Here is a 23085-nt window from a genome sequence, read left to right as displayed (position 1 = left end):
CCGGTGTGACCGCCGGTACGCGGGCCGGCCCCGGCGTGGCGCCGCCGATGCCACTCGAACATCAGCCCGTAAGCGCATAGCATCCGGCCATGTCCACTACGAATGGCCAGTGGTACCCACCCGAGTGGCCAGAGCGGATCCGCCTCTTGTCGGCGGGCGAGCTCACACCGGTGACACCGCGCCGGGCCGCCACCGTGCTGCTGCTGCGGGACGGACCGGACGGAACGGACGGGCAGGACACACCACAGGACGCACAGGGCGGGGACGGGGAGCACTCACCGGACGAGCTCGACGCACCGGAGAGGCTCGGCACGGTGCCGGGGCCCGCGGAGGCCCCGGAAGGCTCTGAAACGCCCCCAGAGAGCCTGCGGAACGCGGCCGGAGGGGCCCACCGGCTCGCCGTCTACATGCTGCGCAGACGCGCCTCCATGGCCTTCGCCGGAGGCGCGTACGCCTATCCGGGCGGTTCCGTGGACCCGCGCGACGAGCGGATGGTCACTTGGGCCGGTCCCTCGCGGGCGCAGTGGGCGCGGCGGCTGGGGCTGGACCCGAGCGAGGCGACGCGGGCTCAGGCCATCGTGTGCGCGGCGGTCCGCGAGACCTTCGAGGAAGCGGGGGTCCTGCTGGCGGGCCCCACGCCGCACACCGTGGTCGCGGACACGACGGGGGACGACTGGGAGACGGACCGCGCGGCGCTGGTCGCCCGGGATCTGTCGTTCGCGGAGTTCCTGGACCGCCGGGGGCTTGTGCTCCGCTCGGATCTGCTGGGCTGCTGGGCGCGCTGGATCACTCCGGAGTTCGAACCGCGCCGCTACGACACCTGGTTCTTCGTGGCTGCGCTGCCGCGGGGGCAGCGCACCCGTAACGCCTCCACGGAGGCGGACCGGACCGTCTGGATCCGCCCGAGCGACGCGGCCGACGGCTATGACCGGGGCGAGCTGCTGATGATGCCGCCCACGATCGCGACGCTGCGCCAGCTCGCGGCCCATGGCTCGGTCGCCGACGTACTGGCCGCGGCGGCGGACCGGGATCTGACGCCGGTGCTGGCCCAGGCGCGGGTGGAAAACGGTGAACTGGTGTTGAGCTGGCCGGGTCATGATGAGTTCACCAAGCACATCCCGGGAGCCACGGGGGGACCCTCCGCATGACGTACGCATCCGCTCTGCCCGGCCAGCCGCGTGGGGGCAGCATCGGCGGCCCGGCCACCGACCGGTCCTTCTGCGTCCTCGCGCCGAACGCCTCGCCCATGACGCTGGACGGCACCAACACCTGGATCGTCGCCGAGCCCGACTCCGACCTCGCCGTCGTCATCGACCCCGGGCCGCTCGACGACGCACACCTCAAGGACGTCATCGCGACCGTGGAGCGGGCGGGCAGGCGGGTCGCGCTGACCCTGCTCACCCATGGCCACCCGGACCACGCGGAGGGCGCGGCACGCTTCGCCGAGCTGACGCGGACGTCCGTAAGGGCCCTGGATCCGGCGCTGCGGCTGGGCGACGAGGGGCTGGGGCTGAGAGACGTCATAACCACCGGCGGTCTGGAGCTACGGGTGGTGCCCACGCCCGGCCACACCGCCGACTCGCTGTCCTTCCACCTTCCGGCCGATGGCGCGGTCCTTACGGGCGACACGGTGCTCGGGCGGGGCACGACCGTCGTCGCGCATCCGGACGGGCGGCTCGGCGACTATCTGGACTCGCTGCGGCGGCTGCGCTCGCTGACGGTGGACGACGGGGTGGACACGGTCCTGCCGGGGCACGGGCCGGTGCTGAACGACGCCCGGGGCGTCGTGGAGTACTACCTCGCGCATCGCGCCAACCGCCTCGCGCAGGTGGAGACGGCCGTCGAGGACGGCCACCGGACTCCCTCGGAGGTCGTGGCGCGGGTGTACGCGGACGTGGACCGGTCCCTCTGGCCGGCGGCGGAGCTGTCGGTGCGGGCCCAGCTGGACTATCTGTGCGAGCACGGGCTGATCTGAGCTCGCTTTTCCTGAAACCTGGCCGGGGTGCAGTCCACTCAGGAGCGCCGTAAGGGCCCCGCCGGAATCCCGGCTGGGCCCTTACGTTGCGTTTTCGCGTATCCGGTCCGTCCGGCGGTTCCGTCCGGCGTCAGCGGGAGCGCTTGGCCAGCCGCTCGACGTCCAGCAGGATCACCGCGCGCGCCTCCAGCCGCAGCCAGCCGCGGCCCGCGAAGTCGGCGAGCGCCTTGTTGACGGTCTCGCGGGAGGCGCCGACCAGCTGGGCCAGCTCCTCCTGGGTCAGGTCGTGGACGACGTGGATGCCCTCCTCCGACTGCACGCCGAAGCGGCGCGACAGGTCCAGCAGGGCCCTGGCGACCCGGCCGGGAACGTCGGAGAAGACCAGGTCGGACATCTGGTCGTTGGTCTTGCGCAGGCGCCGGGCGACCGCGCGCAGCAGCGCGGAGGCGACCTCGGGCCGGGCGTTCAGCCACGGCTGCAGATCGCCGTGGCCGAGGCCGAGCAGCTTGACCTCGGTAAGGGCGGTGGCGGTGGCGGTACGCGGACCGGGGTCGAAAAGCGACAGTTCGCCGATCAGCTCGCCGGGGCCGAGCACGGCGAGCATGTTCTCGCGGCCGTCGGGAGAGGTGCGGTGGAGCTTCACCTTGCCCTCGGTGACCACGTACAGGCGATCGCCGGGGTCCCCTTCGTGGAAGAGCGCGTCACCCCGCGCGAGGGTGACCTCTCCCATGGAGGCGCGCAGCTCAGCGGCCTGCTCGTCATCGAGCGCCGCGAAGAGCGGGGCGCGCCGCAGAACGTCGTCCACGAGTCTCTCCTTGTCGACATGCACAGGGGACCGACGTCCCCATGATGCCGGACGGTAAAACAGTGCGATCAATCACAAGTTTGACGCACCGGCCTGCCGAGCTGTGCGGCAGGGGTCCGATTGGGGACCTCTTCGCGGTGGCCGGGGCGGATGTCAGTGGGTGGGCTTAGGCTGGCCGGGTGTCCAATACGCCGGTGAGAGCACAGGGCAAGGGGGCCGGACGGGTGACCGCACCTCGTAATTCCGCTGTGGGCGAACAAGGGTCCGCTGAGTCGGCAGAAGCCGCGAAGCCGCATAAATCGGTCAAGGGCTCGAAGGGCGCCCGCCCCGAGTCCCGGCTCGCCCTCGTCCGCCGTGCCCGGCGCATCAACCGCGAGCTCGCCGAGGTGTATCCGTACGCCCATCCCGAGCTGGACTTCGAGAGCCCCTTCCAGCTGCTGGTGGCCACGGTCCTGTCCGCCCAGACCACCGATCTGCGGGTCAACCAGACCACCCCCGCGCTCTTCGCCGCCTATCCGACGCCCGAGGACATGGCGGCAGCCGACCCGGAGGCCCTGGAGCAGCTGATCCGGCCGACCGGCTTCTTCCGCGCCAAGGCCAAATCGCTGCTGGGCCTGTCCGCCGCCCTCCGTGACCGCTTCGGCGGCGAGGTCCCGGGCCGGCTCGAGGATCTGGTCACCCTGCCCGGTGTCGGCCGTAAGACGGCCAATGTGGTGCTCGGCAATGCCTTCGGGGTGCCGGGCCTGACCGTGGACACCCACTTCGGGCGGCTGGTGCGGCGCTGGAAGTGGACCGCCCAGGAGGACCCCGAGAAGGTCGAGGCGGAGATCGCCGCGCTCTTCCCCAAGAGCGAGTGGACGATGCTCTCGCACCGCATCATCTTCCACGGCCGCCGCGTCTGCCACGCCCGCAAGCCCGCGTGCGGCGCCTGCCCGATCGCCCCGCTCTGCCCGGCGTACGGGGAGGGCGAGACCGACCCGGACAAGGCGAAGAAGCTGCTGAAGTACGAGATGGGCGGCCAGCCGGGCCAGCGCCTGCGCCCGCCGTCCGACTACCCCGGCCGTCCCGCCGCCCCCCTGGGAGCCGCCGAGTGACGAGCACGTACGGCGGGGACGTGGAGGTCAGCGCCCATGGGCTGCCCGAGTGGCTGCTGCCGGTGGCGCGGCTGGCCGAGACGATCGAGCCGCGTCAGCTGAGCCGGTTCCTGCCGCCCCCGCAGGGCGGCGGCCGCCCCTCCGCCGTGCTGGTGCTTTTCGGCGAGGGCGCCGACGGCCCGGAGCTGCTCCTCATGGAGCGCTCCGGCTCGCTGCGCTCGCACGCCGGCCAGCCCTCCTTCCCGGGCGGTGCCCTCGATCCGGAGGACGGGGATCCGGACGAGGAGGGCCCGCTGCGCGCGGCGCTGCGCGAGGCCGAGGAGGAGACGGGGCTCGACCCCTCGGGGGTGCAGGTCTTCGCGGTGCTGCCGCGGCTCTACATCCCGGTGAGCGGTTTCGTCGTCACCCCGGTGCTCGGCTGGTGGCGCCGGCCCAGCCCGGTCGGGGCCGTGGACCCGGCCGAGACGGCCCGGGTCTTCACGGTTCCCGTGGCGGATCTCACGGACCCGGCGAACCGGGCCACGACCGTCCACCCCAGCGGCCACCAGGGGCCCGCCTTCCTGGTGGGATCCGCTCTGGTCTGGGGCTTCACCGCCGGAGTGATCGATCGCATCCTGCATTTCGCGGGGTGGGAGCGACCTTGGGACCGCGCCAAGCACGTCTCACTCGACTGGCGCGCGTGAGACGGTGTTCCGGTGAATGTGCTGGACATCCTGCTGCTGCTCGCCGCCGTATGGTTCGCGGTCGTCGGCTACCGCCAGGGCTTCGTCGTCGGCGTGCTGTCGGTGACGGGGTTCATCGGGGGTGGGCTGATCGCGGTCTATCTGCTGCCGCTCATATGGGACGGCACGTCCGGCAAGACATCCCCCGGCACGGTCGGTGCCGTGGTGGCGATCGTCCTGGTGATCGTGTGTGCCTCGGTCGGCCAGGCCGCCACCACTCACTTGGGAAACAAGCTGCGGCGGTACATCACCTGGTCACCGGCGCGCGCCCTGGACGCCACCGGCGGCGCGCTGGTGAACGTCCTGGCGATGCTGCTGGTGTCCTGGCTGATCGGCTCCCTGGTGGCGCAGACCTCGCTTCCCACCCTGGGCAGGGAGGTCCGTGACTCCAAGGTGCTGCTCGGGGTCTCCCGCGTCGTTCCGGACGAGGCGAACACCTGGTTCACCGACTTCTCGTCCGTGCTCGCACAGAACGGCTTCCCGCAGGTTTTCTCGCCGTTCGCCAACGAGCCGATCACCTCGGTGCCGCAGCCCGATCCCGCGCTCGCCCAGTCCCCGGTGGCCACGCGGGCGCAGGAGAGCATCGTCAAGGTCGTCGGCACCGCCCCCAGCTGCGGCAAGGTCCTCGAGGGCAGCGGCTTCGTCTTCGCACCGAACCGGGTCATGACCAACGCCCATGTCGTTGGCGGCGTCAGCGACCCGACCGTACAGATAGGCGGCGAGGGCCGGCTGTACGACGCCAAGGTCGTGCTCTACGACTGGAAGCGCGATATCGCGGTCCTCGATGTGCCCTCGCTGCAGGCCCCGGCGCTCCAGTTCGCCCAGGACGACGCGCGCTCCGGTGACGGCGCGATCGTCGCCGGGTTCCCGGAGAACGGCGCCTTCGATGTGCGCGCCGCCCGCGTCCGCGGCCGTATCGAGGCCAACGGTCCCGACATCTACCGCCGCTCCACCGTGCACCGCGATGTGTACTCGCTGTACGCGACCGTGCGGCAGGGCAACTCCGGCGGTCCGCTGCTCACCCCGCAGGGGCGGGTGTACGGCGTGGTCTTCGCCAAGTCCCTCGACGATGCCAACACCGGGTACGCGCTGACGGCGGACGAGGTGAGCGAGGACATCGAGAAGGGGCGTACGGCCGACCAGCCGGTGGACAGCCAGGGGTGTGCCCTCTAGCGCGGTGGCCGAGGGATATGCCCTCCGGAGCGGATGCGCCCGGCGGAGTGTGGCCCTCCAGAGCGGAGAGGCCCTCCAGAGCGGGGTGATCCGGTGTACCGAGCGTGCTACCAGGGGTTTCCGGTGTCGCCGGGGCCCCGGGCCGCGCCGGAGGTACTGCTAGCGGCTGCGTGGATGGCGCAACCGCGCCGAGACCCACCGGGCCCGGCGGCGGATGATGCGGGGAATCCCGAGGTTCGGGTCATGGCCTTGGGTAGGCCCGGAGCCGCCCCGCTCGGAAACACTCAGCGCGGCATTGGCGGTAGCGGCGGCCTGGGGGCCGCGGCTGTTTGGTGCGTCACGGTAGTCGTGCGTCCAGCCCATACCTCGGTGTCTGCCCCTGACCCAAGGTCCGTAATCGCCGGTGGCTGCGGCAATTGGCCTATGCTCCAGGCAATTGGCTGTTCGAAAAACAGATGTTCGCTCAACCGTCGTCGCGCGGTCGGAATGCGTACGACCGACGCCGTTCAGCGGTCGGGTTCGGGGTCCTTCAGCCAGTTGATCAGCTCAGAGGTGAAGGCCCGGGGGTCTTCCTCGTGCGGGAAGTGGCCGAGCCCGTCGAAGAGCCGCCAGCGGTAGGGGGCCTCGACATACTCCCCGGAGCCCGCCGCGCTGCGGGTCCGCATCACCGGGTCGAGTGACCCGTGCAGATGCAGGGTCGGGACCTGCACCGGCCGTTTCATTCGCCGGTTGAACTGGAAACCGTCCGGCCGTGCCAGCGACCGCACCATCCAGCGGTACGGCTCGATCGAGCAGTGCGCGGTCGAGGGGATGCGCATCGCCCGCTGGTAGACCTCCACGGCCTCGTCCTCGGGCAGTCGCGGCCCGGACCACTCCCGGATCAGCCGCCCCACGGCCGCCGCGTCGTCCGCGACCAGCTGGCGCTCGGGCAGCCAGGGCCGCTGGAAGCCCCACACGTGGGAACTGGCCGCGCTCTGCTTGACGTCCGCCAGCATCGCCGAGCGCCAGCGGCGGGGGTGCGGCATCGAGGCCACCGCGAGCCGCCGCACCAGCTTCGGTCGCATCACCGCGGCCGTCCACGCCAGGTATCCGCCCAGGTCATGGCCGACGAGCGCGGCGTCCGGCTCACCCAGCGAACGGATCACACCGGTGATGTCGAGGGCGAGGTTGGCCGGGTCGTAGCCCCTGGGCGTACGGTCGCTGCCGCCCACCCCGCGCAGATCCATCGCGACCGCGCGGTAGCCGGCGTCGGCAAGCGCGGGCAGCTGGTGCCGCCAGGTCCACCAGAACTGCGGAAAGCCGTGCAGCAGCAGCACCAGCGGGCCGTCACCCAGCTCGGCGATGTGGAAGCGCGCGCCGTTGGCCGCGACATCCCGGTGGGTCCAGGGGCCGTCGAGCCGTACGACCGACGCGGAGGTATCAGGGACGGTCATGCCGACGAGCGTGTCATATCCCGCACGGAGCGTCCGCCATTGCTCTCGGCACGCGGATGCGGCTTGACGCTCCCCAGCACGGCGGCGCTCTCCTTGGACGAGGCGATCGACCGCTTCGGGGCCTTGACCTTCTTGAACTTCAACAGCGCCAGCAGCCCCAGGATCCCGGCGAACAGCCAGTAGATACCGCCCACGATCAGAAAGCACCAGGCGAGGCCGAGGCCGGTCCAGGCGCGCATGCCGTAGGCGAGGGCGAAGCTCAGCACCGGCAGCGAGAACAGCAGCAGCACCCCGGCCGCCATCCCCGCGCCGCTGCCGACCGCGGCCTTCTTGGCCCCCACTCGGAGCTCGGCCTTGGCCAGCGCGATCTCGTCGTGCATCAGCGCCGACAGCTCGGTGGTCGCGGTCGCCACCAGCTGGCCGAGGCTGCGGTTGCCGCCGTCGTCGGCTGCGCTCATCGCCATCTCCCTCTGCTCTTGTGCGTCTTCGCTCGTGCTGCGCCGTCCGCGCTTGGTACGTCTCGCTTGGTACGTCGTCTGTGCTTGCTACGTCTTCTGCGCATTTCTGCGGGCGTCAAGCCTCTCAGATCATGCCGGACCATCGTCGCCGGAGTCGTTTGCGGCGGCCACTTCGGCAAGCCGCCGGTGCTCGGCGGCCTTTGCGTCGTGAATGGCGGCCATCCGCAGGTGGTATTCGGGGCTGTCCAGCTCATAGACGTCCGGGATGCCGTCCATGTCCTCGTCCCGTTCCTCCTCCTGGCACAGCCGCTGGTACGTGGTGTTGCGCAGCTTGAGGAGGATGCCGGCGAACAGGGCGGCCGTCAGGGAGCCGATGAGGACCGCCGCCTTGATTTCCCCGGCGAGCGTGGGATCGGCGGGGAAGGCGAGTTCGCCGATGAGGAGGGAGACGGTGAAGCCGATTCCGGCGAGGGCGGCCACGGCGACAACATCGGCCCAGGCCAGATCCTCGTTCAGCTCGGCTTTGGTGAAGCGGGCGGCGCACCAGGAGCCGCCGAAGATGCCGACGGACTTGCCCACGACGAGGCCGAGGACGACGCCGAGAGTCTCCGGGCTGGAGAAGACATCCGCCAGGGCGCCGCCGGAGAGCGGCACCCCGGCCGCGAACAGGGCGAACAGCGGCACCGCCACGCCCGCCGACACAGGGCGCAGCCGGTGCTCGACGCGCTCGGCGGGGGAGCGCTCCTCGCCCTCCCGTACGGTGCAACGCAGCATCAGGCCCATCGCGACGCCGGCGATGGTGGCATGCACACCGCTGGCGTGCATCAGCGCCCAGACCACCACGGCGAGCGGGAGATGGATCCAGGCCGTCCGGACGCCCTTGCGGTGCAGCAGCCAGACGAGGACGAGCGCGGCGACGGACAGGCCCAGGGCGATGAAGTTGATGTGCTGGGTGAAGAAGATCGCGATGATCAGGATGGCGCCGAGGTCGTCCACGACCGCGAGGGTGAGCAGGAAGGCGCGCAGCGCGGCGGGCAGGGCGGTGCCGAGCACGGCGAGTACGGCGAGCGCGAAGGCGATATCGGTGGCGGTCGGCACGGCCCAGCCCTCAAGGCTGCCGCCGCCGCTCGCGCTGACGGCGACATAGACGAGCGCGGGCACGGCCATGCCGCAGACGGCGGCGATCACGGGCAGCGCGGCCGCCTTGGGGTCCCGCAGCTCGCCCGCGACCAACTCGCGCTTGAGCTCGATACCGGCGACGAAGAAGAAGATCGTGAGCAGGCCCTCGGCGGCCCAGGAGGCGACCGAGAGGTGCAGATGCAGCGCCCGGGGGCCGAAGGAGAAGTCCTTGATGTCGCCGTAGAGGCCGCTGAGCGGGGTGTTGGCGAGGATCAGCGCCACGATGGCGGCCATGAGGAGGATCACACCGCCGACGGTCTCGGTGCGCAGCGCGTCGGTGACGAACGTCCGCTCGGGCAGCGGCAGGCGTCCGAGGAACTTGCGGCTGGTGGGCGCGGCCACAGGCGGGCCTCCTGGGTGGGTCGGTGGTGCGGATACACGTGTGGCGTATGCCGACCAGACTTCCCGGCGCTCCTGCCCCTCATCTTGTCGTAATTTTTATGCGACAGCCACCTGCGGCCATCACGGCGAGGGGCGCCCCCGCCTGGCGGGAACGCCCCTCGCTCATGTGGTGCTCATGCGGTGCCTGTCGCTGATGTGGCGCCTTTAGTGGCTGTGGCGCCTGTGGTGTGCCGGTCCTGGGGTGGGTCGGGTCAGTCCTCGCTGGGGGCGGAGGGCAGCTTGCTCTGGATCAGCTCCATGACGGAGGAGTCGGTGAGCGTGGTGACATCGCCCAGCGCGCGGTTCTCCGCGACATCGCGCAGCAGACGGCGCATGATCTTGCCGGAGCGGGTCTTGGGCAGCTCGGCCACCGGCAGGATCCGCTTGGGCTTGGCGATCGGGCCGAGCTGCTTGGAGACATGCGCCCGCAACTCCTCGACCAGGCCATCGCCCTCGGCCGCGCCGCCGCGCAGGATGACGAAGGCGCAGATGGCCTGGGTGGTCTGCGGGTCGGTGGCGCCGACGACCGCCGCCTCGGCGATCTTGGGGTGCGAGACGAGCGCCGATTCGACCTCGGTCGTGGAGATGTTGTGGCCGGACACCAGCATCACATCGTCGACCCGGCCGAGCAGCCAGATGTCGCCGTCGTCGTCTTTCTTGGCGCCGTCGCCCGCGAAGTAGCGCTTGTCGAAGCGGGACCAGTAGGTGTCCAGGTAGCGCTGGTCATCGCCCCAGATGGTGCGGAGCATGGACGGCCACGGCTCGGTGAGCACCAGATAGCCGCCATGGCCGTTCGCCACCTCATTGGCCTCGTCGTCCACGACGGTGGCGGCGATGCCCGGCAGCGGTACCTGGGCCGAGCCGGGCTTGGTCGCGGTGATGCCCGGCAGCGGGCTGATCATGATGCCGCCGGTCTCGGTCTGCCACCAGGTGTCGACGACGGGCGTGGTGTCCGCGCCGATGTGCTTGCGGTACCAGACCCATGCCTCGGGGTTGATGGGCTCGCCGACGGAGCCGAGGATGCGCAGCGAGGAGAGGTCGAACTTGGCCGGGATGTCGTCGCCCCACTTCATGCAGGCGCGGATCGCGGTCGGGGCGGTGTACAGGAGGGTGACCCCGTACTTCTGGACGATCTCCCACCAGCGGCCCTGGTGCGGGGTGTCCGGGGTGCCCTCGTAGAGCACCTCGGTGGCGCCATTGGAGAGCGGGCCGTAGACGATGTACGAGTGGCCGGTGACCCAGCCGACGTCCGCGGTGCACCAGAAGACGTCGGTCTCCGGCTTGAGGTCGAAGACGGCGTGGTGGGTGTAGGAGACCTGGGTGAGGTAGCCGCCGGAGGTGTGCAGGATGCCCTTGGGCTTTCCGGTCGTACCCGAGGTGTAGAGGATGAACAGCGGGTGCTCGGCGTCGAATGCCTCGGGGGTGTGCTGCTCCGGCTGGCGCTCCACGATCTCGTGCCACCAGACGTCGCGGCCCTCGTGCCAGTCCACCTCCTGGCCGGTGCGGCGGACGACCAGCACATTGCGCACGTTCTCGGTGCCGGGCCGAGTGAGCGCCTCGTCGACGGCGGGCTTGAGCGCGGAGGGCTTGCCGCGTCGGTAGCCGCCGTCCGAGGTGATGATGACGCGGGCATCGGCGTCCTGGATGCGGGTGGCGAGAGCGTCGGCCGAGAAGCCGCCGAAGACCACCGAATGCGGGGCGCCGATGCGGGCGCAGGCCAGCATCGCGACCACGGTCTCCGTGATCATCGGCATGTAGATGGCGACCCGGTCGCCCGACTGGACACCCAACTCGGTCAGTGCGTGGGCCGCTTGGGAGACCTCTCGCTGCAGCTCGGCATAGGTGAGGGAGCGGGTGTCGCCGGGCTCGCCCTCGAAGTGGAGCGCCACCCGGTCGCCCAGACCGTTCTCGACATGCCGGTCGACGCAGTTGTACGCCACATTGAGCTTGCCGTCGGCGAACCACTTCGCGAACGGCGGGTTCGACCAGTCGAGTGTCTCGGTCGGCGGGGTCGCCCATGACAGCCGACGGGCCTGCTCGGCCCAGAAGCCCAGGCGGTCCGCCTTCGCCCGCTCATACGCCTCGGCCGTGACATTGGCGTTCGCGGTCAGCTCGGCGGGCGGCGCGAAGCGACGCTCCTCCCGAAGAAGGTTGGCCAGGCTCTCGTTACTCACGACATCTCCCATTCCCAGGGTGTCCGTTGTGTCCCAGGCCATAGCTCATCAGCCAACGGCACACCCTGACAAGGGCTGTCGCCGAAAATTGGTTTAGACCTGTCATGGTCTATCTCACCGCCCCAGCTCCAGGGCCCCCTGGACGGGGCCGCCTCCCCGCTCCGTGATGCCGGAATGATCGCTTCCGGCCTGGGTGGGGGCCGGGGTGCCGACGCAGGCGGACAGGGGCGTGCCATGGTCCGGACGGACGGGCAGGAATCTCCCCGAGCCCGTGTCCAGGACGTACGCCTGCGCCTCCGCCACGTGGAAATACATGCCATGCAGTGCCAGCCCGCCCTCCGCCACCCGCCGTGCCACGCAGGCGTGGTCCATCAGATGGTCGAGCTGCTGTCGCACATTGACCAGCGCCAGCCGCTCCACATCGTCGGCGATCGGCCGGCTCGACAGGGCGACCTCGCCGCGCCCCAGTCGACCGATCCGCTCCATCCGCGCCAGCGCCGGTCCGCCGTGGCGCAGCCAGCGCTCCAGTGGCGAGCGCTCCAGCGGCGTCGGGTCGCCGCCGGCTGATGCCCCGGCGCCGGGCTGGGACGGCGGCCGGGTCGGCGCCGATGAGCCCAGCAGCGCATGCATCGCACCGCATCCGGAGTGCCCGCACACCGTGATGCTGCTGACCTTCAGCACCTCCACCGCATAGTCGATCGCCGCACCCACCGAGTCGCAGGAGCCATCGGCGCCCGATGGTGGCACCAGATTGCCGACATTGCGCACGGTGAACAGGTCGCCGGGGCCGCTGGAGGTGATCATGCTGGTCACCAGGCGGGAGTCGGCGCAGGTGAGGAACAGCTGGCTGGGTCGCTGCCCCTCTCGCGCCAGCCGGGCCAGCTCGTCGCGGACCAGCGGTGCCGTATGGCGCTGGAATGCGCTCACCCCGCCGAGCAGCTGACCGCCTACGTGCTCGTCGGCGCCCGAGGCCGCCGCGGCTGGACGGGTGCAGTGGTGATCACGCCAAGGTGTCCACGGCCGGCAGGCCCGGGCGCCGCCCGCTTCCACGATCCGCCGCGCCGGCCGTCCATCGGCCGTCGCCCGCCCGTAGCCCGAGGACCGGTGGAGCGCCGTGAGCAGAGTCACCGCGAGGAGGGCGGCCACAAGGGCCGCGACGGCGGCCGTGAGACCGGTTCGGAGCGAGGCGCCGCGGGCCAATGCGATGCCCAGTGAGGCCGGGGGGACGACCAGTGAGAGGGAGGCGGCGAACAGGAAGAGGATGGCCGAGGCGGAGAGATCTCCGGGTCTGCGGCGGCAGACCCGGTGGATCCCGTCCAAGAGCTTCAACATTCCCGTCTCCTCCGGGGCTTCGGTCGCGGATAGGGGCGCGGCCGTGGGTCACGGCGTACTGCGGTACTGAATCCCAAGTGTTAGTAAATGAATCGTAATGCTGAGTAAAGTCACTGGGAAGCCTTTTGGGAGAGAGGAGGCCGCTATTCCCCCTATAGGGTGAATAGTCATTTAAAACGCCTTGTCGTCCTCTGTCTTTTCCTCGGTCCGTGCGAGGTTGACTCCCATCCGGCCGGAACTCCTGGAAACAGCACGGACACGAGGGGCGAGGTGGCGGTATGCGAGCCAGGCGCTCTCCGTGCCGGTCGGCTGCTCAGGGGACTCCGCCCAGACCCATGGACCGAGCGGCACCGCGGGCCCGCGCCACGACAGTGACGGCCCTCAGAAGGGTCCGGGGGCACCGAACCACCCTGACAAGGCCCCGAAGGCGGTACGGCTCATCGGCGACGGATCGACCTCCGACACCGGCCCGCAGCCCCATCAGCCGAGGGCCGAGCGGCTTGGACCGGGCGAGAGACCACCGCAGTTCGTCGTCTTCTCCTGGGACGGCGCCGGCCAGGGCAGACACAAGCTGTTCTCCCACTTCCGCGCGGTCGGCAGGAAGTACGGCGCGACGATGACGTACTTCCTCAGCGGTGTGTACCTGCTGCCCGCGGAGAAGCGGTATCTCTACGATCCGCCCAAGCACCGGCGCGGCGCCTCGTCCATCGGCTTCAACGACGTCAAGGGCATCAAGGCCACGGTGGAGCAGCTCCGCGGCGCCTGGCTGGACGGCAATGAGATCGGCACCCACTTCAACGGCCACTTCTGCGGACGCAAGCGCGGAGTCGGCAGCTGGTCGGTGCGGCAGGGGACCAGCGAGATCCAGCAGGCCGAGTCGTTCGTCGAGAACTGGAAGACCAACTCCGGTCTGGAGCACGAGAGACCGCTCCCCTTCGACTACGGCAAGGAACTCATCGGCAGCCGTGCGCCCTGTCTGGAGGGGCAGAAGAAGCTGATCCGGGCGGCCGCGAAGCTGGGATGGCGCTATGACGCGAGCTCGCCCGGCGGGCTGCGGATCTGGCCTCGCAAGATCCACGGGATCTGGGACTTCCCGCTGCAGCAGATCCCCGTACCGGGCCGCTCGTTCGAGACGCTCTCCATGGACTACAACTTCCTCGCCAACAAGCCGCGCAAGAAGGCGGGCAAGCGGCCCAAGCGCTCCACCTGGGGCCGTCCGATGCGCGACGGCCTGCTCGCCGCCTTCGAGCGGGCGTACGAGGGCAACCGGGCGCCGCTGTTCATCGGCAACCACTTCGAGTCCTGGAACGGCGGAACGTATATGCGCGCCGTGGAGGACGTCATCAAGGAGGTGTGCCCGCGCAAGGGAGTGCGCTGCGTCTCCTTCAAGCAGCTGGCCGACTGGCTGGACGCGCAGAACCCCCGTGTCCTCGAGAAGCTGCGGGTGCTGGACGTCGGGAAGCGGCCGCCGGGCGGCTGGAAGGGCTACCTGGCCGCCGAGCAGGCCGTGCCCTGAGCGGGAGCAGCCGCCGAACCCTCCTCCGGCGTGAACTCCCGCAAAGCGAAGGCAGGGTCGACCTGGGCGGCCAGATCGGCACCCGTCTTCGCGTTCCCCCAGCTCTGCGCGTTCTTGAGGTGGAAGTGCACCATCTGACGGGTGTACCGCTGCCAGTCGCGCCGCTCGTACGAGGCGTCCACCGCGTCCCGCAGGGCCCGCAGCGCGTCGCGGTTCGTCTCCTCAAGCTCCTCGAACCGGGACGCACGACCCTTCTCCATCGCCCGGACCCAATTGGAGTGGCCGAACGCGACCAGGAGGTCATCGCCCACCTCCGCGCGGAGGAATTCCAGGTCGTCCGGGCCCTGCACCTTGTTGCCGACCACCCGGAGCGCCACATCGAAGTCGCGAGCGTACTCCTTGTACTGGCGGTAGACGGAGACGCCCTTGCGCGTGGGCTCGGCCACCAGGAACGTCATGTCGAAGCGGGTGAAGAGGCCGGAGGCGAAGGAGTCGCTGCCCGCCGTCATGTCGACGACGATGAACTCGCCGGGCCCGTCCACGAGATGGTTCAGGCACAGCTCGATCGCGCCGACCTTGGAGTGGTAGCAGGCGACACCGAGATCGGATTCGGTGAAGGGGCCGGTCGCCATCAGCCGCACCGCCCCGTCGTCGAGCCGCAGGGTGCGGGCGCATGCCTGGTAGACGGGGTTGTCCTCGCCGATCCGCAGCAGTCGCGACCCCTCGCCCGGCGGAGTGGTCTTGATCATGGTCTCGGTGGAGGCGATCCGGGGGTTCGTGCCGCGCAAGTAGTCCTTGATCAGCGGGAGATGGGCGCCCATGGCGGGCAGCGCGGCGGCCTCCGCCTCGTCGAGTCCGAGCGCAACGCCCAGATGCTGGTTGATATCGGCGTCGACGGCGACGACAGGGGCGTGGGCGGCGGCGAGATGGCGGATGAACAGCGACGACAGCGTGGTCTTGCCGCTCCCACCCTTGCCTACGAAAGCGATCTTCATGTTCACCTAGCGTAGGTGAGTGATCGCGGACCATGCGGGATTTACGTGAAGAACACCACTCCAACGAGGGGGGCCGGGTGCGGTGTGCGTAGTGTCGTACTCATGAGTACGTCAGCTGATCCGCTCGCCGCCCTGGCCGCGCTGCCCGGTGTTGCCGAGTCCGTGAACGCCGTAAGGAACGCGGTGGACCGGGTTTACGGACACCGGGTGATGCGCCGCCGCAGCAATGAGGTCACCTCCGAGGCGGCGTTGCGCGGGGCGCGAGGCTCCGCCGCGCTGGCCGGTGCGGACTGGGCGCTGGAAGAGGTGCGCCGCCGTACCGACTTCGGGGCCGAGGGTGAGCCGCGCACGGTAGGGGCGGCGCTGCGGCTGACCGCCGAGGCGGGGCAGTTGCTGAGCATCTGGCGTCAGTCGCCGCTGCGTGTTCTGGCCCGGCTGCATCTGGTCGCGGCGGGCGGGGTGGAGGGCGACGAGGGGGTCGGACGCCCCCGGCAGTCGGGTGAGCCGGTGGACGAGCCGCTGATCGGGTCCGATCTGCCGCTGCCGGACGCGGACGAGGTGGCGGGGCGGCTCGATGGGCTGGCCCGGCTGCTGCTCGCGGGCAGCGAGGCTCCGGCGCTGGTGACGGCGGCGGTGGTGCATGGTGAACTGCTCGCTCTGCGGCCCTTTGTCTCCCGCAATGGTCTGGTGGCGCGAGCGGCCGAACGGATCGTGCTGGTCGGCAGCGGCCTCGATCCGAAGTCGATCTGCCCGGCCGAGGTGGGGTACGCGGAGCTGGGCGTCGCGCCGTACATGGCGGCGCTGGAGGGCTATGCGTCCGGAACGCCGGAGGGCATGGCGGTGTGGATCGCACATTGCGGACGGGCGGTTGAGCTCGGGGTGCGGGAGTCCACGGCGGTCTGTGAGGCCCTGCAGCGCGGGGCGGCCTGACGCCCGACAAGAGTTGCGGCGGCACCCGTGGGTACCGCCGCTGGCACAGCTACCGGGTTACCATGCGTGCAATCTCATTCGCCCATCAGGTCGGGAACTTCTGCCCGTCACCTGGTGCGGCTGGCCCGTAATCGACGGGTCGACGTCGCGTGGGTGCTCAGCATCTGTGCTCGGTCCGTGGGGCCTTGGCGTCTGAGGGTTTCCTCCCGGATACCCCTGGTCTCGCGGGCCGTCGATTCCTTTGTACTCCTGCGAGAGGCCAAGCGGAACCCCTCGCCGCAGATCTTTGCTATAACCCCTAAACGCGGGCATAAAGGGCGCGGCGCCGATTGGTGTACCACACCAGCCCGGCAGTGGCGGCGGCCGCGCCGACGGCCGCAGCCACGGCGAGCACCGGGCGGGGTGGCATGGAGAGCGAGGGCCTGCGCTGCTTCAGCCGGACCGGGCGGTTGAAGGAGAGCACCGGCCAGCCGCGGGCCGCCGCCTCGCGCCGCAGTGCCCGGTCCGGGTTGACCGCATGAGGGTGGCCGACCGCCTCCAGCATCGGGAGATCGGTCGCCGAATCGCTGTAGGCGTAACAGCGTGACAAGTCGTAGCCCTCCGACTCCGCCAACTCGGCGATAGCCTCCGCCTTGGTCGGGCCATAGGCGTAGTACTCCACCTCTCCGGTGAACACCCCGTCCTCGACGACCAAGCGGGTGGCCACCACGCGGTCCGCACCCAGAAGCTCACCGATCGGCTCGACCACCTCCGCCCCGGAGGTGCTGACGATCACCACATCGCGGCCGGCGGTGTGGTGCTCCTCGATGAGCGAGGCGGCCTCGTCGTAGATGATGGGGTCGATCAGATCGTGCAAGGTCTCGGCGACGATCTCCTTCACCTGCTGGACATTCCATCCGCGGCAGAGCGCCGAGAGGTACGCGCGCATCCGCTCCATCTGGTCGTGATCGGCGCCCCCGGCGAGGAAGACGAACTGCGCATAGGCGGTACGTAGTACAGCGCGGCGGTTGATCAGACCACCCTGGTAGAAGGACTTGCTGAAGGTGAACGCGCTTGACTTCGCAATGACCGTCTTGTCCAGGTCAAAGAAGGCGGCTGTCCGGGGCAAGGAGTGGTTTTCCACGACGCCGAGCATAGGGCCCACCATTCGGCGTAAGCTCAGGCGCGTGGGTTTGCCTGAGAAGGCTCTCGGGTACACCATGGAAGTCACGGATCGTTCGCGACCGTGCTAACCCGGCCCGACTCCTCCCCCCCCCGAGTCGGCCGTGGGGACGACCCCCGCTCTCCCCCCCGGCGGGGGTCGTCGCATGTCCGGACGCATTTTCGGCGTTCTCACGAGATCTTGCTCCTCCCCCTCGGGCCCGTGTGGCCCCGCCTCTCCACAGCATGAGAGGTAACCGTGCGTAATCGCTAGGCTGCTCTCCGGAAGTCACTGCTTTAGGTGACTGGGATATTCACAAGTGATGAGTTGTCCACAGTTTTGGACCAAGATCCCCAAGATTTTCTGGATCGCAGCACGGTGATTCTCCGCGGTGCTCGCACTCGCTGTTCGCGGGAGTGAGAGCGCGTAACGGATATGGGAGGGGATCGTGGCTGCATCCATCACACCGGAACGCCCTTCGGCGGCCGAAGGACAACGGGGCAGACCGCTCATCGTCACCGAGGACGAGGAGCTTCTCGATGATCTGCTGCGGCTGTGCGCGGCGGCCGGAGCCGAACCGGAAGTGGCACATGGCGCACTCACCCGCCAGGGCAGTTGGGAGGCCGCTCCGCTGATTCTGGTCGGCGACGACTCGGCCGCCCGGCTGTGCGACCGGGCCCGCAGAGAAGGGGTGCTGCTCATCGGGCGCGATCTGGACGACCACGGCATCTGGCGGCGGGCGGTGGCGCTCGGCGCGGACAACGTGGCGTTCCTGCCCGATGCCGAGACCTGGCTGGTGGACCGGCTCGCCGATGTCGCCGAGGGCGTGGGCCGACAGGCCCTGACCATCGGGGTCATCGGCGGCCGCGGTGGCGCCGGCGCCTCCACTCTCGCCTGCGCCCTGGCGGTCACCGCGGCCCGCTCCGGTCGGCGCACCATGCTGATCGATGGCGATCCGCTGGGCGGCGGGCTCGATGTGCTGCTCGGCGGCGAGGGCGCGCAGGGGCTGAGATGGCCTGCCTTCGCCGAGTCGCGGGGACGGGTCGCCGGAAGCGCTCTGGAGGAGTCGCTGCCGGAGCTGCACGCGCTGCGGGTGCTCAGCTGGGACCGCGGCGATTCGGTCGTCATCCCGCCCTCCGCGATGCGGGCGGTGCTGGCCGCGGCCAGGCGGCGCGGCGGGGTCGTGGTGGTGGATCTGCCGCGCCGCGTCGACGACGCGGCGGCCGAGGCCCTGGCCCAGATCGACCTCGGGCTGCTGGTCGTCCCGGCGGAGCTGCGAGCGGTCGCGGCCGCCCACCGGGTGGCGTCCACGGTGGGCATGGTGCTGCGGGACCTGCGCGCGGTGGTGCGAGGCCCCTGCGGACCGGAGCTCGGCGACGAGGAGATCGCGGGGCTGCTCGGGCTGCCGCTGGCCGGACAGCTGCCGCCGGAGCCCGGCCTGGCGGACGCGTTCGAGGGCGGGGAGCCCCCGGGCGGCAGCCCCCGCGGACCGCTCGGCCGGTTCTGCGCGGAGTTCTGGGCGCGTGCCCTCGCCGACGAGGGAGGTGTCACCGCATGAGTGTCGTATCGCCGGATCTGCTGGACGCGGTGCGGCTGCGGCTCGCCGGGAGCGGCGCGGAGCCCACGCCCGCCCGGGTGGCGACGGCCCTGCGTGAGGAGGGGCGGCTGCTCGGCGACACCGAGGTGCTCGGGGTGGTGGAGGCGCTGCGCTCGGAGCTGGTCGGCACCGGGCCCCTGGAGCCGCTGCTGGCCGCCTCCGATGTCACGGACGTCCTGGTCACCGCCCCCGATGAGGTGTGGGTGGACCGGGGTTCGGGGCTGGAGCGCACAGCCGTCACCTTCGTGGACGCGGCCGCCGTGCGCAGGCTCGCGCAGCGGCTCGCCGCGGTGGCCGGGCGGCGGCTGGACGACGCCCGGCCGTGGGTGGACGCCCGGCTGCCGGATGGGACACGGCTGCATGCGGTGCTCCCTCCGGTCGCGGTCGGCTCGACCTGTCTGTCGCTGCGAGTGGTGCGCCCCCGGGCGTTCTCCCTCGCGGAGCTGGAGGCGGCGGGGACGGTGCCGCCGGGCGGCGCGCCTCTGCTGCGGGCCATGCTGGACGCCCGGCTGTCCTACCTGATCAGCGGCGGCACGGGCTCGGGCAAGACAACGCTGCTGAGCACCCTGCTGGGGCTGGTCGGCCCGCGGGAGCGGATCGTCCTCGCCGAGGACTCGGCCGAGCTGCGGCCCGACCACCCGCATGTGGTCCGGCTGGAGACCCGCCCTGCCAACCAGGAGGGTCGAGGCCAGGTCACCCTGCGGGATCTGGTGCGGCAGGCGCTGCGGATGCGCCCCGACCGGCTGGTGGTCGGAGAGGTGAGAGGCGCCGAGGTCACCGATCTGCTGGGGGCCTTGAACACCGGCCATGAGGGCGGCTGCGGCACCGTGCACGCCAATACGGCGGCCGACGTTCCCGCGCGGCTGGAGGCGCTCGGCTCGACCGCGGGTCTGGACCGGGCCGCGCTGCACAGCCAGTTGGCGGCGGCCCTGTCAGTCCTGGTCCATCTGGTGCGGGACCGCGGCGGGCGGCGCAGGATCGCCGAGCTGCATGTGCTGGACCGGGACCGGGCGGGCTTCGTCACAACTGTCCCCGCGGCCGTCTGGAGCCCGGAAGGCTTCGAACGGGCGGTGGGCTGGCAGCGGCTCCAGCGGCTGTGCGCACGGGGCGGAGGCGCGGCATGACGGGCGCGGGAGTGGACCAGGGGGCGCTGGCGCTGTGTGCCGCGATGCTGTGCGCGGGGGCGGCTGTATGGCTGCTCGCCGGGCGGGACCGGGAGGTGCGCCGGGTGAGGGTGCTGTTCGCGGGCGGCGGACCCGTCGAGCAGGCGAGGCCCGACCCGGTGCGGCGGCTGTCCGAGACGACCGCCTGGCTGCGGGAGCGCTGGCGGGTCGGGTACGGCGGGCGGATGGGGCGTGAGCTGCTGTGTCTGCCGGTCGGATGCGTGATCGCGCTGCTGGGCTCGTCGGTTCTGCCGCTGCTCGGGGCGGTGGTGGCCACTCCGGTCGTCGGCCGGTGGCTGCGGTCCCGGCGACGTGAGCGGGACCGCGTGCGGCGCGCCGCCGGGGTGATCGACCTCTGCGCCACCGTAGCGGGCGAGCTGCGGGCCGGGCGGCATCCCGGCGAGGCGCTGCTGGCGGTGGACCCGGGGCACCTGAGGGAGCGTTGGGGGCTGGTGACGGCCGCGGCCCGGTTCGGCGGTGAAGTGCCGGACGCGCTGCGGAGGGTGGCCCGGCTGCCGGGTGCCGAGGGGCTGACCGGGGTCGCGGCCTGCTGGCAGGTGGCGGTCGACGAGGGAGCGGGGCTGGCGGCGGGTCTCGACCGGGTGGCGGCGGCGCTGCGCGCCGAGCGGGACCAACGGGAGAGCCTGGACGCCAAGTTGGCGGGGGCCAAGGCCACCGCCGTCGCACTGGCGGTGCTGCCCGTCGTCGGGCTGGTGCTGGGCGGGCTGCTGGGCTCCAATCCGCTGCATGAGCTGCTGCACACCCCGACCGGGCTGAGCTGCCTCCTGGTGGGCGGCCTGCTGGAGTGGGCGGGCCTGGTGTGGACCGGCCGGATGGTGCGGGCGGCGCGCGAGCCGGGGCGGCCGGTGGCCGATGAGCGCTGAAGTTGTCCACAGCCTGGGGATTTCGCTGTCCTTCCTGGCGGCCGCCCTGTACACGGTGATGGCGATGGTCGAGGCCCATGGGGAGCGGGGCGTCCGACGACGGCTGGCGGCGCTGCTTCCGGGCGCGGAGGACGGGCGGCCGAGGCGGGCCCGGCCCGGGCGGCCGAGGAGGGCCCCGTGGCGGCGCTGGCGCGCCGGGGCCACTGCGGGCGCGCTGCCCCTCTGGGCCGCGCCGGGCGGCGCTGTGACGATCGCCGTCGTCCTCGTCGGAGGGCCGCCGGGGTGGGTGCTGGGGCTCACCGCGGCCTGGGGCCTCTGGCGCTGGCAGCGGCACCGCCGCGCGACGGCCGGGCGCTCCGGCCGTGACCGGCACCTCGAGGCCCTCGCCGCGCGCCAGATCCCGCTGGCCGCCGATCTGCTGACCGCCTGCCTGGCGGCCGGAGCGGGCCCGCGGAAGGCGGCGGAGGCGGTGGGAGGTTCGCTCGGCGGCCCGGTCGGCGAGCGGCTTGCCCAGACCGCGGCGGAGCTGCGGCTGGGAGGCGAACCGATCCATGCCTGGGGGCGCATCGGGGCTCTGCCCGGAGCGCAGGGACTGGCGCGCGCCCTGGAACGGGCCGGGACAACGGGCGCTCCGGCGGTGGAGCCGGTGTCCCGGTTGGCGGCCGAATGCAGGGCCGTGCAGGGGCGGGCGGCGATGAGACGGGCCGACCGCACCGGTGTGCTGGTCAACGCACCGCTCGCGGGCTGCTTCCTTCCCGCGTTCCTGCTGGTCGGCCTGGCCCCGGTGATGATCGGGCTGGCCCGCGGCCTGATGGGCGACGGCCCCTGAACACCGGCGAGACCACCAATCACACCAGCACCAACCACACCAGCGAACGACAGCGGCACGACAACAGCACGGCGAACGACGAACGACCAACGAGGCACCGCGGTCAGTGACACCGCGGAGAGGACAGGGGGCCGACATGGTGAAGCAGTGGTGGGTACGGCGGTACGCGGCGGCGCGTGCGAAGGCCGAGGCGGGCATGGCCACCGCCGAGTACGCAATGGGAACGATCGCGGCATGCGGTTTCGCCGCGGTGCTCTACAAGGTGGTGACCAGCGGGACCGTCAGCGGCGCGCTGCAGTCGGTCATCGGACGGGCGCTCGATGCGCAGTTCTGAGGCGCCGGGGACGGCGGAGCTGACGGGCCCGCGCGCCAGGAGCGGCGCGCGGGGCGTCCCAAGGCTCCGGGGCCTCGCAAGGACTCGGGGCGCCCCGAGAACCCCGGGCCTCCCGAGAACCCATGGCCTCCCGACGACCTGTGGCCTCCCACGGACCCAGGCAGTCCCGAGGGCCCGTGGCGTCCTAGGACACCGGGGCGCCCCGAGGACTCAGCGCACGGGGCGGGACAGCGGCTTTGTCACGGCGGAGACGGCGGTCGCGCTGCCGGTGCTGGCGCTGTTCGCCCTGACGTTGATCTGGGGGCTGATGGCCGCGGCCGCGCAGCTTCAGTGCGTGGACGCGGCCAGGGCAGGGGCGAGGGCGGCGGCGCGTTCGGAGCCGAGAGCGGACGCGATGGCCGCCGCCCGCTCGGCCGCACCCGATGGAGCGCGGGTCGAGCTGTGGCAGGAGGGAGACCTGGTGCGGGTGCGGGTCCGGACCCATGCCGTCGGTCCCGGCCCGCTGGCGGTGAATCTGCGCGGCGAGGCGGCCGCGCTCGCCGAGGACACGGTGGGCGCGGTGGACGCGGGTCGTGCGGCCCGGGAGGCGGTCCCGTGAGAAGGACGGACGACCGGGGGTCGGCCACCGTCTGGGCGGCGCTGGCCGCGACGGCCCTGTGCGCGGTGTTCGCGGCCGTACTGGCGGCCGGGCAGGCCATGGTGGCGCGCCATCGGGCGGGCGGAGCCGCCGACCTGGCGGCGCTCGCGGCGGCCGACCACGGCCTGGAAGGGGCGCGTACGGCGTGCGGTCTGGCCCGGCGGGTGGCCTCCGCCCAGGGGGCGCGCGTGGTGCGATGCGCCCTGAGCGGTGAGATCGCGGATCTCACGGCGGAGGTGCACACCGGCCCGTTCACCCTCCGGGCCAGGGCGCGGGCGGGGCCCGCGGGCACTCCCGTCACCGGACCGCCGTCGGCGCCGGGCGGTGGGGAGC

The 23085-nt window shown here is 71.5% G+C and carries 20 protein-coding genes and 3 pseudogenes; 14 read left to right on the top strand and 9 right to left on the bottom strand.

What is annotated here, in order from left to right; genetic code table 11:
• The first annotated feature begins 89 nt into the window (after positions 1-89).
• Both AS97_RS22365 and AS97_RS22360 read left to right on the top strand, forming a co-directional pair.
• Positions 90-1148 carry an NUDIX hydrolase gene (locus tag AS97_RS22365; RefSeq protein WP_125760790.1) on the top strand — a complete coding sequence of 353 codons (1059 nt, stop codon included), beginning with the start codon at positions 90-92 and terminating at the stop codon, positions 1146-1148.
• Positions 1145-1975: an MBL fold metallo-hydrolase gene (locus AS97_RS22360; RefSeq protein ID WP_059148182.1), complete on the top strand. Its 831-nt coding sequence runs from the start codon at positions 1145-1147 to the stop codon at positions 1973-1975. The genes AS97_RS22365 and AS97_RS22360 overlap by 4 nt, the downstream gene beginning before the upstream one ends.
• A gap of 130 nt (positions 1976-2105) precedes the next feature.
• Here the strand turns inward: AS97_RS22360 and AS97_RS22355 are convergent, their stop codons facing one another.
• Positions 2106-2780 (bottom strand): Crp/Fnr family transcriptional regulator, encoded by a 675-nt coding sequence (locus AS97_RS22355; protein ID WP_014061749.1) that lies wholly within the window; start codon positions 2778-2780, stop codon positions 2106-2108.
• Between the two features lie 224 nt (positions 2781-3004).
• Between AS97_RS22355 and nth the strand changes: the two genes are divergently transcribed.
• From nth to AS97_RS22340, 3 genes are read left to right on the top strand one after another with little or no spacing between them, the layout of a single operon-like run.
• Positions 3005-3874, top strand: coding sequence for an endonuclease III (gene nth / locus AS97_RS22350; protein WP_210565520.1), 870 nt, complete (start codon positions 3005-3007; stop codon positions 3872-3874).
• The gene (locus AS97_RS22345; protein WP_174887386.1) at positions 3871-4557 is read left to right on the top strand and encodes a CoA pyrophosphatase; all 687 of its coding nucleotides are present in this window, start codon (positions 3871-3873) and stop codon (positions 4555-4557) included. Before nth ends, AS97_RS22345 begins: the two co-directional genes overlap by 4 nt.
• A 12-nt stretch (positions 4558-4569) precedes the next feature.
• Entirely contained in the window at positions 4570-5769 is a 1200-nt protein-coding gene (locus AS97_RS22340; RefSeq protein WP_059142387.1) for a MarP family serine protease, read from the top strand.
• A gap of 159 nt (positions 5770-5928) precedes the next feature.
• Here AS97_RS22340 and AS97_RS47535 read toward each other — a convergent pair whose 3' ends face one another.
• The 6 genes and pseudogenes from AS97_RS47535 to AS97_RS22315 form a co-directional block, all read right to left on the bottom strand.
• Positions 5929-6132, bottom strand: coding sequence for a hypothetical protein (locus tag AS97_RS47535; RefSeq protein ID WP_078642266.1), 204 nt, complete (start codon positions 6130-6132; stop codon positions 5929-5931).
• Positions 6133-6275: 143 nt separating this feature from the next.
• Positions 6276-7202 (bottom strand): alpha/beta hydrolase, encoded by a 927-nt coding sequence (locus AS97_RS22335; RefSeq protein WP_210565519.1) that lies wholly within the window; start codon positions 7200-7202, stop codon positions 6276-6278.
• Positions 7199-7660: a phage holin family protein gene (locus AS97_RS22330; protein WP_059142389.1), complete on the bottom strand. Its 462-nt coding sequence runs from the start codon at positions 7658-7660 to the stop codon at positions 7199-7201. Before AS97_RS22330 ends, AS97_RS22335 begins: the two co-directional genes overlap by 4 nt.
• A gap of 129 nt (positions 7661-7789) precedes the next feature.
• Positions 7790-9181 carry a Na+/H+ antiporter NhaA gene (gene nhaA / locus AS97_RS22325; RefSeq protein ID WP_210565518.1) on the bottom strand — a complete coding sequence of 464 codons (1392 nt, stop codon included), beginning with the start codon at positions 9179-9181 and terminating at the stop codon, positions 7790-7792.
• A 251-nt stretch (positions 9182-9432) separates the two neighbouring features.
• Positions 9433-11394: an acetate--CoA ligase gene (acs, locus tag AS97_RS22320; protein WP_210565517.1), complete on the bottom strand. Its 1962-nt coding sequence runs from the start codon at positions 11392-11394 to the stop codon at positions 9433-9435.
• A gap of 114 nt (positions 11395-11508) precedes the next feature.
• A pseudogene (locus AS97_RS22315) lies at positions 11509-12420 on the bottom strand (carbonic anhydrase); the annotation flags it as partial.
• Between the two features lie 604 nt (positions 12421-13024).
• Between AS97_RS22315 and AS97_RS22310 the strand changes: the two are divergent.
• On the top strand, positions 13025-14242 hold the full coding sequence (locus AS97_RS22310; protein WP_247204463.1) for a hypothetical protein: 1218 nt from the start codon (positions 13025-13027) through the stop codon (positions 14240-14242).
• On the opposite strand, the gene AS97_RS22305 is transcribed toward AS97_RS22310, so the two are convergent.
• Positions 14212-15237: an ATP-binding protein gene (locus tag AS97_RS22305; protein ID WP_059142392.1), complete on the bottom strand. Its 1026-nt coding sequence runs from the start codon at positions 15235-15237 to the stop codon at positions 14212-14214. The two genes, AS97_RS22310 and AS97_RS22305, sit on opposite strands and share 31 nt — an antisense overlap.
• Before the next feature lie 102 nt (positions 15238-15339).
• Here AS97_RS22305 and AS97_RS22300 point away from each other — a divergent pair, with 102 nt between their 5' ends.
• On the top strand, positions 15340-16167 hold the full coding sequence (locus AS97_RS22300) for a hypothetical protein (RefSeq protein WP_059142393.1): 828 nt from the start codon (positions 15340-15342) through the stop codon (positions 16165-16167).
• Between the two features lie 298 nt (positions 16168-16465).
• Here AS97_RS22300 and AS97_RS22295 read toward each other — a convergent pair whose 3' ends face one another.
• Entirely contained in the window at positions 16466-17302 is an 837-nt protein-coding gene (locus AS97_RS22295; RefSeq protein ID WP_059142394.1) for an HAD family hydrolase, read from the bottom strand.
• 454 nt (positions 17303-17756) lie between these two features.
• Here AS97_RS22295 and ssd point away from each other — a divergent pair, with 454 nt between their 5' ends.
• The 7 genes and pseudogenes from ssd to AS97_RS22260 form a co-directional block, all read left to right on the top strand.
• Positions 17757-18866, top strand: coding sequence for a septum site-determining protein Ssd (gene ssd, locus AS97_RS22290; protein WP_210565515.1), 1110 nt, complete (start codon positions 17757-17759; stop codon positions 18864-18866).
• Positions 18863-20029 carry a TadA family conjugal transfer-associated ATPase gene (locus AS97_RS22285; protein ID WP_086711609.1) on the top strand — a complete coding sequence of 389 codons (1167 nt, stop codon included), beginning with the start codon at positions 18863-18865 and terminating at the stop codon, positions 20027-20029. Before ssd ends, AS97_RS22285 begins: the two co-directional genes overlap by 4 nt.
• Positions 20026-20952 (top strand): type II secretion system F family protein, encoded by a 927-nt coding sequence (locus AS97_RS22280; RefSeq protein ID WP_059142402.1) that lies wholly within the window; start codon positions 20026-20028, stop codon positions 20950-20952. The genes AS97_RS22285 and AS97_RS22280 overlap by 4 nt, the downstream gene beginning before the upstream one ends.
• Positions 20942-21781, top strand: coding sequence for a type II secretion system F family protein (locus AS97_RS22275; protein WP_210565514.1), 840 nt, complete (start codon positions 20942-20944; stop codon positions 21779-21781). Before AS97_RS22280 ends, AS97_RS22275 begins: the two co-directional genes overlap by 11 nt.
• Before the next feature lie 136 nt (positions 21782-21917).
• Positions 21918-22115 carry a DUF4244 domain-containing protein gene (locus AS97_RS22270; RefSeq protein ID WP_059142404.1) on the top strand — a complete coding sequence of 66 codons (198 nt, stop codon included), beginning with the start codon at positions 21918-21920 and terminating at the stop codon, positions 22113-22115.
• 223 nt (positions 22116-22338) lie between these two features.
• Positions 22339-22713 (top strand): annotated as a pseudogene (locus AS97_RS22265) (TadE family type IV pilus minor pilin); the annotation flags it as partial.
• Positions 22710-23024 (top strand): annotated as a pseudogene (locus AS97_RS22260) (Rv3654c family TadE-like protein); the annotation flags it as partial. The pseudogenes AS97_RS22265 and AS97_RS22260, both read left to right, overlap by 4 nt.
• Positions 23025-23085 lie beyond the last annotated feature (61 nt).

Origin of the sequence: Streptomyces sp. AgN23 (assembly GCF_001598115.1) — a bacterium.
Lineage (GTDB): Bacteria > Actinomycetota > Actinomycetes > Streptomycetales > Streptomycetaceae > Streptomyces > Streptomyces antimycoticus.
This window is presented reverse-complemented; position numbering and strand designations above follow the sequence as displayed.